Consider the following 17,988-nt stretch of genomic DNA (forward strand, 5'->3'; position numbering starts at 1 on the left):
GTGTTAACGAAGTTCGGCAACGGATTGTGTAACGGATGTAACGGATGTCGGGAAGAGGGAAGAGGGAAGACTCAGCAGGAGAGAGGGAAGAGGAGAAAAAGAAGAGGCAAGGAAAAGTTTTTCTTGCCTCTCCCGATATTCATTAGTCATTGTTAATCATAATAGATGATGAATCAAGGACAGGCAAATTAAGGATAAAGAAAAATGCTTGCTAGGGTTTGGAGTGCATCGATCGTTGGAATTGACGCGGTAAAGGTGGGTGTTGAGGCTGATGTGTCAGGGGGGCTACCGAAAATTGTGGTTGTGGGATTGCCCGATTCTGCGGTGCAAGAAGCTAAAGAAAGGGTTAAGGCTACGCTAAAAAATTCGGGATATGGTTTTCCGATGCGGAGTATTGTGATTAATTTGACACCGGCAGATTTGCGGAAGGAAGGGCCGAGTTTTGATTTGCCGATCGCCATTGGCATTTTAGCAGCATCGGAACAAGTCAGCGCTGAACTTTTGGGAGATTATTTGTTTTTAGGGGAACTTTCTTTAGATGGGAGTTTGCGGCCTGTGGCTGGGGTTTTGCCGATCGCCGCTGCTGCTCAAAAAATGGGTATTTCAGGATTAGTTGTACCGGCTGGTAACGCGCAGGAAGCGGCTTTGGTGCACGGAATATCTGTTTATGGTTTTGAGAATATTTTTGCAGTTACTGATTTTTTGAACAATCCTCAAGTTTATTCGCCTGTAGAAGTAAACGGTCGAGAAGAGTTAGCAAAAACGCGGTTTCCGGGTCTAGATTTAAAGGATGTAAAGGGGCAAATTCACGCGCGGCGGGCTTTGGAAATTGCGGCGGCGGGGGGACACAATTTAATTTTTGTGGGGCCGCCAGGGAGCGGTAAGACGATGTTGGCGAGGCGTTTGCCGGGTATTTTGCCGCCGCTGACTTTTGATGAAGCTTTGGATGTAACTCAGATTCATTCGGTGGCGGGGTTGTTGAAGGATAAGGGAAGCTTGGTGGGCGATCGACCTTTTCGCAGTCCTCACCATTCAGCATCCGGCCCTTCTTTGGTAGGTGGCGGCAGTTTCCCGCGTCCGGGTGAAATTTCTTTAGCACATCGCGGCATTCTTTTTCTGGATGAATTAACTGAGTTTAAAAGAGATGTTTTGGAGTTTTTGCGACAACCGCTGGAAGATGGTTATGTGACGATTTCTCGAACTAGACAATCGGTGATGTTTCCGGCTCAATTCACTTTAGTTGCAAGTACGAATCCTTGCGCTTGCGGTTATTACGGGGATTCTATTCAACAGTGTACTTGTTCGCCGCAAAAGAGGGAGCAATATTGGGCAAAACTGTCGGGGCCTTTGATGGATCGGATCGATTTACAAGTGGCGGTTAATCGTTTGAAACCCGAGGAAATTACGCGACAGCCGACGGGGGAAGAGTCGGAACCGGTGCGGGTGAGGGTGCAGCGGGCGCGAGAACTCGCAACTCGCCGTTTTCAGTCGGAATCTAGTTTGCGCTGTAATGCGGAAATGCAAAGCAGCCATATTAACCAATGGTGTCAGTTGGATGATGCTTCTCGGAATTTATTGGAGATGGCGATTCGGAAGTTGGGGCTTTCAGCGAGGGCTAGCGATCGCATTTTGAAGGTTGCTAGAACTATTGCTGATTTGTCGGGGGATGAAAGCTTGAAAACGAATCATGTGGCGGAGGCGGTGCAGTATCGGACGATCGATCGAATGCAGTAAACAGCGGCTCAAAAGACACAATCCCCCGATCCCCGACTTCTTAAAAAAGTTGGGGATCTAACAGTTGATTCGGCGATTTAAATTGCTTCTAAACATACGAAGTCGCAGCAGAGGGGGACGAAGGGATTAAGGGGGTATTGAAGCTCGATTGATGTTGTCCAAGTATTTAATTGAGCAACTGAAACGCCCCAATATTCCCATGTTTATTGTCTGATTTTTTGGTGCATGGTGTCAGGATAACTTGTGACAGTTGTGTAAGTTCTGTTAGTGTTAGATTGGGGATGCGACAGCAAACCAAGGCAGCAGTTAAAGTGGCGATCGAGGAAGCTTTAGGCCAACTGCCCGAAGGCTAATCAACTCAAGTGTATCAGCGCAAATATCAAGAGGTTTATCAGCAAGTCTAGGAATCTTATTCTGAGGCCGGACGCAGTATTTATACCACCGCAGTTTGATGCTGGTGTCAAGGACACCCACCCACAGCTTTTGTCAAAAATCCCTCATAATTTCATCAAAAATTCATCAAGTTTTTACCCACTTTTTATCATTTTTACTGTAATTTATGATACCGATCGCCCAAGTTGCCCGAATCTCCACAACGGCCGAATTTTTAATATTTAATTTCCCGCTCTCGCTTTCCCTCGCTCTCCCTCGCTCTTCCTCCCTCTTTCTCTTTCCTTCGCCCCCTCTCCCTGTTTCACCATAAAATTTGAAATTTTTGAGTGACGAATTATGGCACGATCGCAGCGCGTTTTGATACCATTCAATCAAGCGCAAGACAATCAGGGAATGCACTGGAGGTGTGTAAATGGAGCTTTTGGCAGAACAAAAACGGTGCTTGGATTGCTTGGTAAGCTCGATCGAGCAATTGGGAGGCAGAGTAGACATTCCAAAGCTGGAGCAGATAGCTGAGCTAATTATTCAAACGATGAGAGGGCCTTGGCGCTACTTTCACACGTCGGAACACATTTTTGAGGTCGGGGGGTCAGTCGATCCGATCGAGGTGCTGGCTGCGCTGTTTCACGACCTCGTGTACGTGCAAGTCGATCAGGGCGTTAGTTTCAATATTAGCAGTGCCCTTTGTCCTTTTGTCAAAGAGGTGCGATCGCAGTTAGTTATTAGAGATGAAACCGAACTGCCCGACGATGCCATGTATCAGCTAGTGGCCTCAGTATTTGGGTTTATTCCCGGCAAGACTCTCTCTCCGTTTGGCGGCCAAAACGAATTTTTGAGTGCCGTTATTGCTGCCAAATCTTTGGAGCCTTTTTTGCCAGCTAGTACGATCGCTGAGATAACAGCTTGCATCGAAGCTACTATTCCTTTTCGTCCGGTTGCGCCCAGCGGTTTGAGCGCGATCGAACTTTTGCACGAGCGTTTGGTAAGTATAAATGGCGATTTTAACTTGGGATGGAACCCTGCAGAAATTGTAGAACTTGTCAAGCGTGCTGTCAGGTTAGCAAATAGAGATGTCGAGAATTTTGCCTCTCGAAATTCCTCTAATTTCTTAGACAATACCTGGAATTTGATGCCAGAAACCAACCACGAATTGACAAATGTTAATTCCTATACTGTTGCCGGATATCGCAGGTCTCTGCAAAAAATGGAAGGATTTTTGAACTTCCTCAAACCCGAACTGGTTTTCCAGCAGTTTATGCAAGAGCCCGACGATGAAACCTACGCTAACCTGGTTGCCCGAACTCGCAAAAATATCGAAGTTGCTAAACTTTATCTGGGGGTAAAGCTAATTACTATCGCCATTTTAGAAGCTCTTTCCTACCGTTTGGGCCGCGATATTCCGCTTTCAACTATGATGGGAGAATTGCGTACACCAGGATTTAAAACCTCGGTTTTGGAGGATTACTTGCCCAACAGACAGAGCGCCTACCCCTTAGACAGTCAGTTGCAAAGAGAAGTGTTAGACCTGCTAGAAATAGGACGCAATCAAGAATCGCGCTATGATATTAAAAACTCCCCCGTTTCTACGTTTATTATCAAATCTATCGGCTTTGCTGAAACAGAAAACTTTTTGAAGAAAGCTCAAGAGTTTTTTGCAGATCCTACTTCCTCGGAAGAGTTTCTCTCTTACTGCGCTCCTGATGTCATCGAGACCATCTCCTCCGGCGTGATGAAACTCTTTGATAGCAGAAAGACGGCTTTAGGGAAAGTTAAATTAGTTCACCAAACAGTTTCTTAGGATAGGTTGGCATAATCTTAAAACGTTTTCCATCGCATAAACCAGGTTTCTTGATCTCAGCCACAATGTCCGGTTAGTCTGAGATGTTGCACCATTCTCAATAACGGGATATGGGGCCCGTTCCACAAAGAATGAGTTTTCTTGTGGGGAGTAGGGGTTGGGTAGGAGAACCCGCAAAAAAAAAGATTATTAAGAATGGTGCAATATCTCAGTTTAAACCCTAAAAAAGTCCTCTTTAACTGAGATATTGCACTATTCTGAATTAGCCTTTTATGAACAGGCTTTCCCCCCTGTTCCACAAGAAAATCTACTCTTTGTGGAACAGGCCGGAAAGCCTGTTCTTGAGAATGGTGCCAGATATCAGCTTTAAAGGACTTTAGCTATGAGTCAGGGGTTTGAACCCCTGGCGGACTAATTCGCCATCAAATTTTTATTGCGGTGAACCAGCCGTACCCTCTGCGCCGGAGTTGCTATCAGGTACCGCCGTATCTCTAGGATTAGAATCGCTCTGGCTTTCGGTATTAGTTTCGCCGCCGGTACCTGCTCCAGAAGCACCATCATCTTGAGTTGGAGATGGAGTAGCTGAACTCTCAGGTGCTGGAGTTGGTGGAGTGGAATCTGGCTCCGTCTGCGAATTCGGAACCGTAGTATTGGTATTATTTGACGGCGAAGATGGAGACGGCGCTGCTTGTTGAGCGGGTGCATCTTGCTGCTGTGAATTTGGAATTGTAATATTGATATTGGGAGCCGGACTTGGTTGAGAAGTCGGAGTTGCGTTTTGAGCTGGACTTGGTTGAGGAGCAGGCGTAGCCTTTTGAACTGGAGATGGTTGAACCGGAACAACCCTTTCAATGATCGTTTTTTCTCTCTCTATAGTCCGAGTCGGAGCTGGTGTTGCTGAAGGCTGATTCGCTTTCGGTACAACAATCACAGGAGCAGCGGTAGGAGTAGGAGCCTCCTCACCCCGATTGAAGTAATATACACTGCCGAGAACTAAGCCTACCAAAGAAGCAAGAAGAATTCCTAACAGTAACCCGCGACCAGCATTCTCGTTATCGCGGACTTCTTGGACTCCAAGTTGGCGGTGGTTTTCCGCCATTTCACCCTGTACATAACCTTGATGATGAGCTGCTTCTTTAGAAGCCTTCGCAGTTGTACTCGGAACATTTGTAGTGGTTCGCGTTGTACTGACGTGACCGTTAGTTGCATCGGTGTGAACTTCTTCATGAATTTCACGGCTCGAACTATTTTCTTCGTTAGGTTTCATAATTATCTTCGCCACAACTATTCAAAAAATATTTGTCTGTAGGAGATGCTCTGGTTGGAAAACTTGAGCTAAGCTGTTGAGCATTTAAATCACTTATTTTGATTTACTGTCAAGATTCAGGTGTAAGCGTTGGGTGTTGGGTTCATGAGTTTAAATGCTTAACAGCTTTTAGCTTAGGGAGTTTAGAGAACTTTTGGTTTTTCCTTCATATGTATCCAATGTAACTCGTTAAGGTATTAACCAGGCTCTACCCTTAGAGTGATTCCCAAGTCCCCAAAGGCATAGAATTAGCCATACTTCAACAAAGAATATCGGCTAAATGAGTTATTTATAATGCTTACTGTGCAAGCAGATAGCAATCATTGCAGGAGTCGTAAAAAAAATTACGACTCCTGCAATGATTGCTATATTTATAAAGCCAGTTTGTGCTTGAAATGTGTTTAAGTCCGGTTAGATAACCACAATTAAGTTTTTAGTAATAAAGACAAGTTTTTTCTCATCTATCAAGAGAGGATAGTCGTACTCACTACCAAGAAGCTTGATTACGGGAAATTAACCGGACAGGAGCCTTACTAACAACTGAATTTTTTTTATTCTGTTCTTTCAATGATGATGGTCATGTGAGCGACTAATGCACCTATCGCTCCCACTGCTGCAATGACTGGAAATAAGGCGGCACCAATCACTCCACCGACTACTCCCACTGTCAGAGGAACTTCTACCAAGATCCGCCCCTCTTCATTTTTGATAATTATGCGTCGGATATTTCCTTCGTGAATCAGTTCTTTAACTTTAGCAACCAAATCGTCGCCGTTAATTTTCACCTCCTCGACGCTAACTTTTTGCTGAGTATAAGCAGGGGTTTCTAAAGGAGTCGTTTCAAAATTAACCTCAGTAACTTTTTGGGCAGAAACTTTTTCAGATACAGGTATTGATTCGAGTTCTCTTGTCCCGACAGGTTCTTGTTCGCGATCTGTAGGTGTGTCCATTTTTTGTTCTCCTTTTAGGTAAAAGTATTTTTGTATAGAATTATATTTAAATATAACACGCAACTTTTTTTGAATCAATCATTCTTTTGGGTGATCTTGGTGCTGCTGTCGTGATTTTATGAAGGTATGATGATGAAAATTCTCTCACTCTCTCGCTTCTGGGCTTATCCCATCTGTCCCTCTCTCCTTGTGCAGTTTAGTTAACTGTCTGCTTCTGGTCCTCGCGTCGCCCCACCCTTGAAAAACCTCCAATTCAGATAGCCAAAGGATGAGAGCGACTTTCACACTCTCACAGACTCAGACTCAACAGGTGTACCGGTTGAAATAGTGACATTGTACTGAAAGTACGATCGTGCCGCCGTGTATACAATTACCACCTCTAATTCGGGAAACCGCACATGGAAACCGTCGCTTACTTTCCTCAAATGTCATTTCAATTTAGCTCAGTGCGATCGCCCAACCAAACCCCACCCCCGGAGGTTCCTCAAATCAACATCTTAGAGTTTCTAATGAGAATTGCCTAAAATCAAGGGGGAGGAGAAGTAATAATGATCGAAAGATTATCGCAACCAAACCAACTTCCTCAAAGTGAAGTGGAGGTTGGAGAAAAGTCGGGTAAGATACAATTATTTCCTTCTGCTTCCTCTTGATTCTCCGTCTCGGATTTTCCAGCGAGAGAATTTAAATATCAAGTTGGCAGCCAGACGGTACTTTTCTGCAAATTTTTAAGGAACATCAAGCGGATGTGTGGAGCATGAGTTTTAGTTGCGATCGCACAACTTAAGCATCTGCCGGGAAAAATTTCGTCGGTGAAGCTTTGGAGCATCGATGCGGCTAAACTATAAGCTGCCCAACTTGACAAATTGCTCGCCATCGGCTGTCCCTGGCTCGGAGACAACCTACAATACAATCCCCAGGTTGAGTGCGATCGGCAATTTGTGCAAAAAACTGACAATTGAGATTTATTAGCAATTGCCGGAAACCTGTTTTGCCTGAATTTTAAAATCGCGCGATCGGCAGCCGATTTGTCGCTATTCTTGTCTTATTGTAATATAATTTTACGCAAGGGGTAATACGAAATGTACTGCCACAGGTCGCAGATGTTTATCCATCTGAACCAAATTAATGTCATCAAACATTAAAAATAGTTATGACTGTTATATTCGGATTAGTAAAATCTTGGATATATAAAATTTACTACATAGTCAGGTTTCAAAGGGGTGTCTGCTGTTAAATCAATCTAACCTGCAATATCGTTTCGGGGGACACCAGCACGATTTAAGGAAAAAAAATCCTGCTGAATTAACTGGATTCGAGGGAGCAGAGAGAAGTTGATGACTAAGCTATAAAAAGAGTTGAAAAAACCTTCTCAATAGTAGGCAAGACTCCAGCAGCCAACCGCAACTGCCAATTACCAAAGGAGGGAGCAGTGTATGAAACTGACGGGTTGAGTCCCCTAAAATCGCCGCTTGGTTTGCGATCGACTCTACAGGAATTAACCCTGTACGACTTTCTCTTAGAATCTGAGTGTCCGGGGGCCGAAGTTGCTAAAATTTTTCAAGCAAACCCTTTAGTTCCCGGCATCATCATCACTCAGCAAGGAAAGTTTATCGGGATGATTTCGCGGCGGCGTTATTTTGAACACATGAGCCGCCCCTACAGCTTGGAGTTATTTTCTCAACAGCCTTTGTTCATACTCTACCGCTTTACTAAAACTGATATGTTGGTTCTCGATCGCGAAACCTCAATTATGACGGCAGTGCGGCAGTCTTTGGAGCGATCGGCCGAACTAATCCACGAACCAATTGTAGTACAAGTAGAACCAGAAAGTTACAAACTTTTAGACGTACACCAACTGCTTCTTTCTCAGTTGCAAATTCACGAGTTATCAACCGTGGCGATGCGCGAGTCGCAAGCACAATTGAGACATCAAGCCCAACAGCTCGAACTTGCCCTGCTGGAACTTCAGCGCACTCAAACTCAACTAATTCAAACAGAAAAAATGTCTTCTTTGGGGCAGTTAGTAGCAGGAGTAGCTCACGAAATCAACAATCCGATCGGCTTTATTTATAGCAATTTGCACCACGCTAAAGAGTACACGCAATGTTTAATGCGGATGCTCGACATCTACCGACAGCACTGTCCCGAACCCATCGCAGCAATTGAAGCGGAAGCAGAAAAAATCGAACTCGATTATTTGCTAGAAGACTTGCCTAAAGTCTTAAATTCTATGCAGCAAGGTGCAGAAAGAGTGCGCGACATCGTTTTGTCGCTGCGGAATTTTTGCAGATTAGACGAAGCTGAAATGAAGCAGGTCAACATTCACGACGGTATCAACAACACGATTATGCTTTTGCAAAGCCAGCTTAAAGGGAAACCGGGGCAGGAGGCGATCGAAATTCACAAAGAATACAGCGACTTGCCGCTGGTGCAGTGCTATCCCGGACAGCTCAATCAGGTATTTATGAATATTTTACTTAATGCAATTTACGCTCTGGTTGAGTCTAATAAACACGAAAATGTTGATAAAAAAAACGCGAAAAAGTCGCAATCCGGCGAAGAAAAGCAGTCTTGTACAAAAACTCAATTATCACTTTCTCAGTCTACCCGCCTCGTTCCTACGATTCGGATTCGCACCGAGTTAATTGAGAAAAAAAAGGTACTAATTAAAATTTATGACAACGGCCCTGGGATGACAGAAGATGTTCGGAAGCGGTTGTTTGACCCTTTCTTTACTACTAAGCCGGTCGGCCAAGGAACGGGTTTGGGACTGTCGATTAGCTATGAAATTGTTGTCAACCAACACCGCGGCGCATTGAAGTGCTTTTCGGAACCAGGAAAAGGAGCAGAATTTGCGATCGAAATTCCGCTTCAACAGTCTTCCCTAGCACAGATTTTGCCTCGCTTTGCGTGATATAGCAGAAGGAAGTTCGGCAACGGATTCGCTCGACGGATGTAACGGATTTAACTGAGATATTGTACGATTCTTCAGAACAGGCTTTCCGGCCTGTTCCACAAGAAAATTCACTCTTTGTGGAACAGGCCGGAAAGCCTGTTCATAAAAAGCTTATTGAGAAGGGTGCAAGATTTCAGATGTAACGGATGTAACGGATGTCAGGAAGAAGGAAGAAGCAATAAAAGTTAGGGACTCGGCCGTTGAAACCGCTTAAGAGTCAAACTTTCGTCCCTTTTGCTTGAGACTAAAGAATAAAGCCAGTCAGCTACCGCGAATTTTTGCAAACCCACTTCCACAAAGGATGACTCGGCCCCTGTTGGCGAATGCGGCGAACTTGTTGTTCCAAACCCTGTTTTTCCCGCTGGGGCAATCCTCGGACTATATTGCGACTTTGCCAAGTTAGCACTGCTAAAGTCATTCCCAAGCACAAACCCAAACCGAGAGTGGGCCAGCGATGAAAAGATAAACCGTAGCGCACCGCCGCCCAAGTGAAGTGTTCTAACCACAAAGCTATTTCGCGGCGCAAACCCCAAATGCTCAAAGAACCGACGCTAATCCACAGCAATATCACAGTTAACCAGCGGCCGTAAACTGTTAGTTTGTGAAGCCTTTGGACTTCAATTTGAAAAGTTGGGTCAGTAGTCATTTGTTATTTGTTATTGGTCATTTGTCATTGGTTATTGGTTATTGATGATTTATTATTAGTCAGTCAACAGTTAACCGTCAACAGTTAACCGTTAACAGTTAACCGTCAACAGTCAATTAAACTTCCTCTGACTGGTTGATTCCTTCTGCGGGGACGGGGATGGAGTGGCCGGTGCGGCTGCGCCACCAAGCTAGTAGCGTACTGGCAACGAAAATACTCGAATACGAACCAGCAATAAAACCGACAATCAAAGCTAAAGCAAAGTATTTGAGGGTTTCGCCACCAAACAAAAAGATTGAAAACAATGTCAGCAGCGTGGTAAACGTTGTGTTAATTGACCTTCCCAGCGTCTGCATGACAGCATCATCGACAATTTGATCGATCGACTGTCCCGGATTTAGCTTGATTACTTCGCGCACGCGATCGTAAATTACCACTGTATCGTTAACAGAAAAACCGATAAGTGTCAAGAGGGCGACCACAAATAAACTGTCAACTTCCACTCCTTGAACTAAACCCAAAAATGAGAAAACACCAAGCGTGACCAACACGTCGTGAAACACAGCCACAAAAGCAAAAAAGGCATAATCCAACTGAAATCGGAATGTCAGATAAGCAGTAATTCCAGCAAAAGAAAGCAACAAAGCCAGCAAACCCGAAGTAAACAACTGTTTGCCGAGGGTAGGCCCAACCGTATCAATTTGAGTAGATTGAGGAGCAAAAGCGCCTATCTTTTCGCTCAAAGCTGTTTGCAAATTAGTCCGCTGTTCGACATCCAAAGTTTTTGTTCGCAGCGACAAACCCTGCTGTTCTTGGCCGATAACTTGAATGCTGCTGCCAGCTAAACCTTGGGTATCCAGGACTTGGCGGACAGCAGCAAGATCGATGGGTTTACAATTTTCCGGTTTCGTGCAGTCGAGTTCAAATTGCAGCCGAGTGCCGCCGATAAAATCTAAACTGGGGCGCAGTGGTGCGCGGATGTCGGGACGAGTCCAAGAAATCGCCATCGACACTATACCTGCGAGGATTATAGCGGCGGAAATACTCCACCAGAGCGATCGATATTTGATTACACTGAATTTCATAATTTGAAGGAAGAGGGAAGAAGGAAGAGGGAAGAAGGAAGAGGGAAGAAGGAAGAGGGAAGAAGGAAGAGGGAAGAAGGAAGAGGGAAGAAAAACTTCTCCATGTAGGGTGGGCAATGCGTACCTTACCGAGTGCGTACCTTACGTAGTCTGTTAACAGTCAACAGTCAACAGTCAACAGTCAACAGTCAACAGTTAACTATTAGCAGTTTTCGACAAACCGGGACAGAACAACTGAGGTTTCCGCAATGCTGGAAAGCTTAATACTACGAACAGCAGAGTGCGGCTGCAAGTGAGCGCAGTAAACATACTCACTAATACTCCCAATGCCAGAGTTACAGCAAACCCTTTAACTAAACCAGCGCCCAACCAGAACAAAGCAGCACAAGCAATAACTGTTGTGACGTTACCGTCTAAAATGCTGGAAAAAGCGCGGTAAAAACCCGATTCGACCGATCGATAAAGTGATTTCCCTGCCCGCAACTCTTCCCGCGTACGCTCAAAAATCAGCACGTTAGCATCCACGGCCATCCCGATGCTGAGCACAAAACCAGCTATTCCCGGCAGCGTTAATGTCACTCCCAAAAGCACGAAAGCTGCCCAAGTTAACAGAGCATAAATTAACAGCGCAATATTGGCAATTACGCCGGGGAGCCGATAGTAGGCAACCATGAAAATCAAGACTAAAACTAAGCCGCCGATACCTGCGTTAATACTGCTTTGAATGCTGTCTCTACCCAAGCTAGCGCCGATCGTGCGGTTTTCTACAATTTCGACCGGCACGGGCAAAGCGCCACCCCGCAATTGCACTGCTAAATCGTTGGCTTCTTGCGTTGTAAAGTTGCCTTGAATTACGGCACTCCCACCAGTAATTCCTGTTTGGGCAAATTCAACGCCGACGACTGGAGAACTGATCATTCTTTCGTCTAGGAAAATACCGATACTCCGTCCGGTGCCTGCTAAATTTTTAGTGAGTTGGGCAAAGAGTTCGCCTCCTTTGGTATCGAAAACAAGAGCAACGTTCCAGTTGTTCCCAGAGGCCAAGGGTTGAGGTTGAGCGTCTTTGAGGTTTTCGCCGCCGAGGCCGCTGCTTTTGAAGAGTTTGGCGATCGCCTCATTGCTTCTTTTCAAAGCAGCCTGATTTTCTTTAATAGTCGCCTCATTCGGGCTAATTTTCAATTCTGCTTGTTTGACCAGCAATTCCTGCTGCAACTGCCTTTCAATGCCTAATTGTGCTTCTGTTCCGGGCAGTTGTTCCAGAAATTCTAGCTTTGCCGTGCCGCCCAAAACTCGTTCTGCTTGCTGTGGGTCATTTACTCCGGGCAACTGCACGAGAATTTGGTCTTCTCCTACTGTTTGGACTAATGCTTCGGAAACACCCAAACCGTTGACGCGGTTTTCGACAATTCGCCGCACTGCTTCTAACATTCCCTGGTCAATTTTGGGAATTGTGGGGGTAGTTTTTACTTGAATTGTGAGTTGCGACCCTCCTTGCAAGTCTAATCCCAGCCGCGTCGGAATTGTTACTATTACAGTAATAGCGGCGATGATTAAAACAAAAATTAGGGCTAATAGGGAACGTTGTTTTTGCATATTTAATTATTAGTCATTGGTCAGTTGGCAGTTGTCAGTTGGCAGTTGGCGGTTGGCAGATTTTAGTCATCAGTCATCAGTCATCAGTCAACAGTCATCAGTCAACAGTCAACAGTCAACAGTCAACCAATGACTACTGACTAATCACTATTTATACTCGCAAAGCTACCATTTTTTGGACGGCTTCGACAATTTGAGTGGGCTGGACAATGGTCAGTCTTTCCAAATTGCCGTTGTAAGGTGTGGGAATATCTTGTGAAGACAGGCGCAAAACCGGTGCGTCGAGTTCGTCAAAAAATCGATCGCTAATCGAAGCAATGAGTTCGGCACCAATGCCTCCTGTTTTCATGCACTCCTCTACAATGATTACTTTGTGAGTTTTGCGAATGGATTCGCCAATTGTCTCCATGTCCAGGGGTTTGAGAGAAATTAGGTCGATTACTTCTGGATCGTAACCTTCTTTTACCAGGGCGGGCACGGCTTGCATGACGTGGTGCCGCATCCGGGAATAAGTCACGATTGTGACATCTTTGCCCGATCGCACAATTTCTGCTTTGTCCAGCGGCACTAAATATTCTGTTTCTGGCAAATTTTCTTTGAGGTTGTAAAGAAGAACGTGCTCGAAAAACAGAACGGGGTTATCGTCGCGGATGGCTGATTTTAAGAGTCCTTTGGCGTTGTAGGGAGTCGAACAGGCGACTATTTTCAAACCCGGTACAGCTTGGAAATATGCTTCTAACCGCTGGGAGTGTTCCGCGCCGAGTTGCCGGCCCACGCCGCCAGGCCCACGAATTACCATCGGCATTTTGAAGTTGCCGCCGGATGTGTAGCGCAGCATTCCGGCATTATTGGAAATTTGGTTGAAGGCCAGCAGCAAAAAGCCCATGTTCATGCCTTCGATGACCGGCCGGAGTCCCGTCATTGCTGCGCCTACTGCTAGGCCTGTAAAGCTATTTTCGGCGATCGGGGTGTCGAGCACTCTAAGTTCGCCGTATTTGTTGTAGAGGTCTTTGGTGACTTTGTAGGAACCGCCGTATTGACCTACGTCTTCGCCGAGTACGAATACGGCGGAGTCGCGGGCCATTTCTTCGTCTAACGCCTCGCGGAGGGCGTTGAACAATAAGGTTTCTGCCATAGGAGGTTAAGCAATGATTGCAGGAGGGTCAGACTAGAATATTAACCTTTTGGGGGTGTCGATCTAGGAGTCGATCGCAAATTTGACAGTTAAAACCTGAGACTTGGCCAATCTTTATCATAACATTTGTATTATGTCAACGAATATTTAAGTTAAAATAATACTAACTTGCCTGCCCACAGCAGAGGAATATTATGCTCCAGACAAAAACTCAACTCACTCTGGAAGAGTTTCTCTCTCTTCCCGAAGGAGAAGGCGATATTACCTACGAACTTATTGACGAGCAAGCAGTACCGAAAATGTCACCTAAAAAATTTCATTCTCGCCTCACCAGAAGCCTAATAAAACTCCTAGAACAGTGGGGTGAGGAACGGGGAGAAATTGGTGTAGAATGGGCGGTAAAATTAACCCGCCACGGGCGAGACTGGGTGCCAGTACCCGATCTTTTATATGTTTCTTACCAACGCTTATCTCCTGACTGGAATCAAGATGAAGCCTGTCCTGTAGTCCCTGAATTAGTCATAGAAATTATTTCCCCAGAACAAACTTTCGGTCAGTTAGCTGCTAAAGCGAGAGATTATTTAGATGCTAAGCTATTGCGGGTTTGGGTAGTAGATAGCAAGGCGAGAAGCATTACAGTTTTTTACCCCGATGCACCACCGCAGACTTATATGGGAGATACGCTATTAATAGATACACTTTTTGATGGATTAGAATTTACAGCGCAACAGCTATTTCAGATGGCAAAAATACCGCCAAACTTTTAACTAATAGGCTTATTGCATAAATGTTTTATTGTCAAAAAAGCGCAGATTAACGCAGATTAACGCAGATGATTTTAAGAGGGAGGGCGAGTTTTCTTATCTTGTCTAATGACTAATTTCAGCAAAATGTTTTTGCAATAAATCGTGAATAAATCGATAGCGCCGATCGCCCGTTTTTTGCAGTAGCAGGCGATCGGTCGCAGCATCGAGAAAACGCCTATAATCCCAAGGAATGTAGCCGTTCGACCACAGCACCAGGCGCAATATCAAACTTTCAATCCCCGGAATTCCCGGCAAAAAAGCACTAATTACCGCAGCAACAGCACCCGTAATTAATCCCCAAATTGACCCGGAGACTAGGCTGGCAATTAATCCTAAAATCACCCAAATCAGCCCGCCAACCAGCTTAACTCCAAACTGATACTTGCGCCGTTCATCGGCTGTGTGCAGCCAGCTAGACGGTATGCGATCGAGGTAAAATTCTTGAATTCCTTGCTGTTCCATCCTTCTGGCCAACCATCCTAGCCAGTGGCGAATTTGTTCCGGCCGCAGTTCTTTACCTCTGGGATACTGTTTGACTTGCCCGGTCATTTGGTGGCGAATATAGGCAGTTAACAGATATTTGCGCTGTTCTTCTGGAGAAGTTATGCGCTTCCAAGCTTCGATTAAAATATCGTCGTAAGCCAGAGCCATCATGCTCAAAAGCAAGGGAACTTTTGCCAATTTCAACAACTCCGGCTCGTGTTCAATGCTGTACCAAAGTTCGCGGCTTCTGGCTTCTAGCAGATAATTTTGAATTTGAGTTTCTCTTAAAGGTTTCAACAAAACTGCTGCTTGCAGGCGAAATCTAGTTTCGCAGTTTTTGTAAGCTTCAAAACTGCTGCAAGCTACTAAATGTTTGGGTTTAAATTCGCTTTCCACAAACTGATTGATTGCTTGAATGCAGCTATTTTGGCGGTGGGTTTCTACTTCGTCCAAGCCGTCGAGGAGAGGCAGCAATTGTTGTTCGGTCAGCCATTTTTTGCCGACAGCAGGAGAGATGCCGTATTTGAACTGAAGTTGAGCAATTAACCAATCGGCGATCGCCCCAGATTCTGCTTTCCACGATCCGAGTTCAAACAGCACTGGTACAGGCAAACTAGCATCTTTTTGGGCGCGGGAAATTAACACGCGAGCTAATTCTAGCAGCGTCGTAGTTTTGCCTGCACCCGTGGCTCCCAAAATTACCAATTTGCCGCCGGCGCGATCGAACACTTTAGCCATGCTTGCTTTGGGAGGAAGCCGAAAACTCGGACGGTTGCCCGCTTTCACTTCCACATCCCAACAGCGGTTAACACCCGTTGGCGACGAGTCTTGACTGAGGTTAGCCAGTACAGCGGCGTGCAAAGACTGCGCGAGCCCTGCTTGGACTTCCTGCTTCACCTTCTCCAACAATCGATCGCGAGGCGGTTGTAATCTTAGAGGAATCAATTTTGACATTTTATGTACCTCGCGCTGAACGCTTACCTTCGCAAATTGGCGCGCAAATAACCCAGAGCAAGATTACCATCAGTATAGGCGTCCAGTATATATTTACTCAAATTATTGCGACAATTATGGCTCTGAAATTTTATCTAAAAATCCTGACCCTGTGGGCAGCACTAGGTATTTCCACTGTAAATTAACTGGCGATCGCCCCAACTCCCAAACAAAAATTATTAGTACAGATACAGAGAGGGTTTTTTATGTCATTTACGAAGGCTCAAATCATCACAGTAAGCTTAGCAGGAGTGGCAACAGCGGTGGGAGTGGCTGTTGCAACTATACAGTCGGGTGCGATGAAACAATCCGATCTTCCCCTTGCAGAATCCCCGGCATCCACCAGAAACGAGATTGCAGGGCCGACGAACAACCCTGAATCTCGGCAACCAGAACCTCTGCAAGCACAAACCCCGGCTGCAGAATCTCCGAAATCCCCACGCCAACCGGCAAAAACCCCGGCTGTTCAATCCTCGCTAGTTGCAGGAGTCCCTCCACGAAAAGTTGAGCCAGTAGTTGTCACACCCCCAGATTCGGGTTGCAAAATCAGTATGGCTGTAGTCAGCGATCCGAATCCACCGCTAAATGTGCGATCTATCCCGCAAGTAAGGGGCAGCAACGTAGTAGGAAAACTTAAAAATAATACCTTTGTTTCAGTTGCCGAAGAACAAAACGGTTGGCTGCGAATTACCGATCCGCCCGGTTGGATTGCCAAAAACCGCACCGAAAGCAGTTGTTCTAATGTCACCCAGCAGATTAATTTTCTGCCGGGAGGAGATGAGGCGATTGTTAAAGGGCGAATTATCGGCGGCGGCAGCCACTCTTACCGGATTCGCGCCCGAAAAGGTCAAACAATGACTGTTACGAATCGCCAAGAAGTTTTCCCGCAAATTATAACTCCTCGTGGCAAACTTTTAGCTGGAGATCCTTATCAAGGCAATGAAACAGAGTGGACTGGAAAAGTCCCAGTAACAGGCAATTACACATTACAATTAGACTCTAATTTCCGGGGATACGAATACGAATTTTCGGTTAAATTGCGCTAATTTACTTGACATCTGTGGGAACAGGCACTGCCCTGCCCCTACCCGGATCTGCGACTTTTAATCAATAGTATAATTAAGGAATCGTTCCCAGCGAGATATCAAGAATCGCAAATTTCTGCCAATCTTCCGAATCAAAGTGCCACCATTCAGTTGTGATACCGATAAATCCGTGTTTTTTCATCGCATCCTTAAGTAATTGACGATTTTTCCGAGATTCCGCGCTGCCGCCTTGATAATCTCCATGAGCTTTTTCGGTAAAATCATCGTAAGGTGTAGGCATTTCTAATTCTTTGCCAGTGCGATCGACTAAAGTCAAATCAATAGCAGCGCCGCGATTGTGCCGCGAACCTCTAGCAGGATTAGCAACATAGCGCGGATCGGGCCAAGCTTGCCACATTTGCTTAGTCACAGAGAAAGGCCTGTAGCAATCGTAAACTTTCAAACCCAATCCAATTTTTTCCAAATCTGTTTGAACTAGCCCTAACTGTTGAGCAACAGAACTTCTCAAGGCGCATTTCGATATAGGGTAAAGTTTTCGTTTCAAGAAATTGTTAGTAGTGGCGTATCGGATATCGAGGCGAATGTTGGGATTTACGGTGCGGATGTCAACCAGTCGTGCCGAAGGGGGAAGTTGACTCATGAAAATACTTTCAGGTACTACTGAGTTTGGTTCGGCTTGGGTAATTTGCACTTGTGGCGGCTCCTGGGCGCGAATCGACGTTGTATAATTCAGTGTGGTTGTAGATAGTAATATTAGAGCGAATACAAGTAGATATTTTGTAAATCGGTTTAATTTCATAGCTCTGTTAAGTGGATATTTAATAGAGTTTTTACATTTCAGATCTTGGGGAATTTTCGCGCTTTTCGTGTTGTCTGCTAGCCCGCCAGACCGACAGGGGTTGAAACCCCTGTCTCATAGCTAAAGTCCTCTGAAGAGGACTGAAATATTTCTCTAAAACTTTTATTTTATGAGTCTTTCAGTCGGTTTTAACCGACTTTAGCTATGAGACGGGGGTTTAAACCCCCGGCGGACTGTGGGACAAGCGCGAGAACGCTCGCTCTCT

Annotated in this window: 16 protein-coding genes; 7 read left to right on the plus strand and 9 right to left on the minus strand. The window is 45.4% G+C overall.

Going from position 1 to position 17,988, the window contains the following annotated elements:
* The first annotated feature begins 204 nt into the window (after window positions 1-204).
* The 3 genes from QUA07_RS17405 to QUA07_RS17415 all read left to right on the plus strand — a co-directional run bounded on the left by QUA07_RS17405 (window position 205) and on the right by QUA07_RS17415 (window position 3,925).
* Window positions 205-1,734, plus strand: coding sequence for a YifB family Mg chelatase-like AAA ATPase (locus QUA07_RS17405; protein WP_333327184.1), 1,530 nt, complete (start codon window positions 205-207; stop codon window positions 1,732-1,734).
* 206 nt (window positions 1,735-1,940) lie between these two features.
* The gene (locus QUA07_RS17410) at window positions 1,941-2,087 is read left to right on the plus strand and encodes a hypothetical protein (protein ID WP_333327186.1); all 147 of its coding nucleotides are present in this window, start codon (window positions 1,941-1,943) and stop codon (window positions 2,085-2,087) included.
* A gap of 452 nt (window positions 2,088-2,539) precedes the next feature.
* Window positions 2,540-3,925, plus strand: coding sequence for a hypothetical protein (locus QUA07_RS17415; RefSeq protein WP_333327188.1), 1,386 nt, complete (start codon window positions 2,540-2,542; stop codon window positions 3,923-3,925).
* 430 nt (window positions 3,926-4,355) lie between these two features.
* On the opposite strand, the gene QUA07_RS17420 is transcribed toward QUA07_RS17415, so the two are convergent.
* Entirely contained in the window at window positions 4,356-5,192 is an 837-nt protein-coding gene (locus tag QUA07_RS17420) for a hypothetical protein (RefSeq protein WP_333327190.1), read from the minus strand.
* Window positions 5,193-5,782: 590 nt separating this feature from the next.
* On the minus strand, window positions 5,783-6,181 hold the full coding sequence (locus tag QUA07_RS17425; protein WP_015175606.1) for a DUF4342 domain-containing protein: 399 nt from the start codon (window positions 6,179-6,181) through the stop codon (window positions 5,783-5,785).
* Window positions 6,182-6,579: 398 nt separating this feature from the next.
* Here QUA07_RS17425 and QUA07_RS17430 point away from each other — a divergent pair, with 398 nt between their 5' ends.
* A complete protein-coding gene (locus QUA07_RS17430) occupies window positions 6,580-6,705 on the plus strand; it encodes a hypothetical protein (RefSeq protein WP_333169341.1) in 126 nt (41 codons plus the stop codon).
* 164 nt (window positions 6,706-6,869) lie between these two features.
* Here QUA07_RS17430 and QUA07_RS17435 read toward each other — a convergent pair whose 3' ends face one another.
* Complete coding sequence (locus QUA07_RS17435) at window positions 6,870-7,055, minus strand: hypothetical protein (protein ID WP_333327192.1); 186 nt, start codon at window positions 7,053-7,055, stop codon at window positions 6,870-6,872.
* A 555-nt stretch (window positions 7,056-7,610) separates the two neighbouring features.
* Between QUA07_RS17435 and QUA07_RS17440 the strand changes: the two genes are divergently transcribed.
* Complete coding sequence (locus QUA07_RS17440) at window positions 7,611-9,095, plus strand: ATP-binding protein (RefSeq protein WP_333327194.1); 1,485 nt, start codon at window positions 7,611-7,613, stop codon at window positions 9,093-9,095.
* A 307-nt stretch (window positions 9,096-9,402) separates the two neighbouring features.
* Here QUA07_RS17440 and QUA07_RS17445 read toward each other — a convergent pair whose 3' ends face one another.
* The 4 genes from QUA07_RS17445 to QUA07_RS17460 form a co-directional block, all read right to left on the minus strand.
* Window positions 9,403-9,783: a hypothetical protein gene (locus QUA07_RS17445; protein WP_333327196.1), complete on the minus strand. Its 381-nt coding sequence runs from the start codon at window positions 9,781-9,783 to the stop codon at window positions 9,403-9,405.
* A gap of 116 nt (window positions 9,784-9,899) precedes the next feature.
* Complete coding sequence (secF, locus tag QUA07_RS17450; RefSeq protein ID WP_333327198.1) at window positions 9,900-10,868, minus strand: protein translocase subunit SecF; 969 nt, start codon at window positions 10,866-10,868, stop codon at window positions 9,900-9,902.
* Between the two features lie 195 nt (window positions 10,869-11,063).
* Entirely contained in the window at window positions 11,064-12,461 is a 1,398-nt protein-coding gene (gene secD, locus QUA07_RS17455; RefSeq protein ID WP_333327200.1) for a protein translocase subunit SecD, read from the minus strand.
* Window positions 12,462-12,612: 151 nt separating this feature from the next.
* Complete coding sequence (locus QUA07_RS17460) at window positions 12,613-13,596, minus strand: alpha-ketoacid dehydrogenase subunit beta (protein WP_333327202.1); 984 nt, start codon at window positions 13,594-13,596, stop codon at window positions 12,613-12,615.
* Between the two features lie 194 nt (window positions 13,597-13,790).
* On the opposite strand from QUA07_RS17460, the gene QUA07_RS17465 reads away from it, so the two are divergent.
* Complete coding sequence (locus tag QUA07_RS17465) at window positions 13,791-14,363, plus strand: Uma2 family endonuclease (RefSeq protein WP_333327204.1); 573 nt, start codon at window positions 13,791-13,793, stop codon at window positions 14,361-14,363.
* Window positions 14,364-14,465: 102 nt separating this feature from the next.
* Here QUA07_RS17465 and QUA07_RS17470 read toward each other — a convergent pair whose 3' ends face one another.
* A complete protein-coding gene (locus QUA07_RS17470; protein WP_333327206.1) occupies window positions 14,466-15,839 on the minus strand; it encodes an NACHT domain-containing protein in 1,374 nt (457 codons plus the stop codon).
* Window positions 15,840-16,084: 245 nt separating this feature from the next.
* Between QUA07_RS17470 and QUA07_RS17475 the strand changes: the two genes are divergently transcribed.
* Complete coding sequence (locus tag QUA07_RS17475; protein ID WP_333327209.1) at window positions 16,085-16,924, plus strand: SH3 domain-containing protein; 840 nt, start codon at window positions 16,085-16,087, stop codon at window positions 16,922-16,924.
* A gap of 73 nt (window positions 16,925-16,997) precedes the next feature.
* Here the strand turns inward: QUA07_RS17475 and QUA07_RS17480 are convergent, their stop codons facing one another.
* Window positions 16,998-17,723, minus strand: a complete 726-nt coding sequence (locus tag QUA07_RS17480; protein ID WP_333327211.1) for a M15 family metallopeptidase — start codon at window positions 17,721-17,723, stop codon at window positions 16,998-17,000.
* Window positions 17,724-17,988: the final 265 nt, after the last annotated feature.

It is taken from the genome of Microcoleus sp. T3_A4, from assembly GCF_036700465.1.
GTDB lineage: Bacteria > Cyanobacteriota > Cyanobacteriia > Cyanobacteriales > Microcoleaceae > Microcoleus.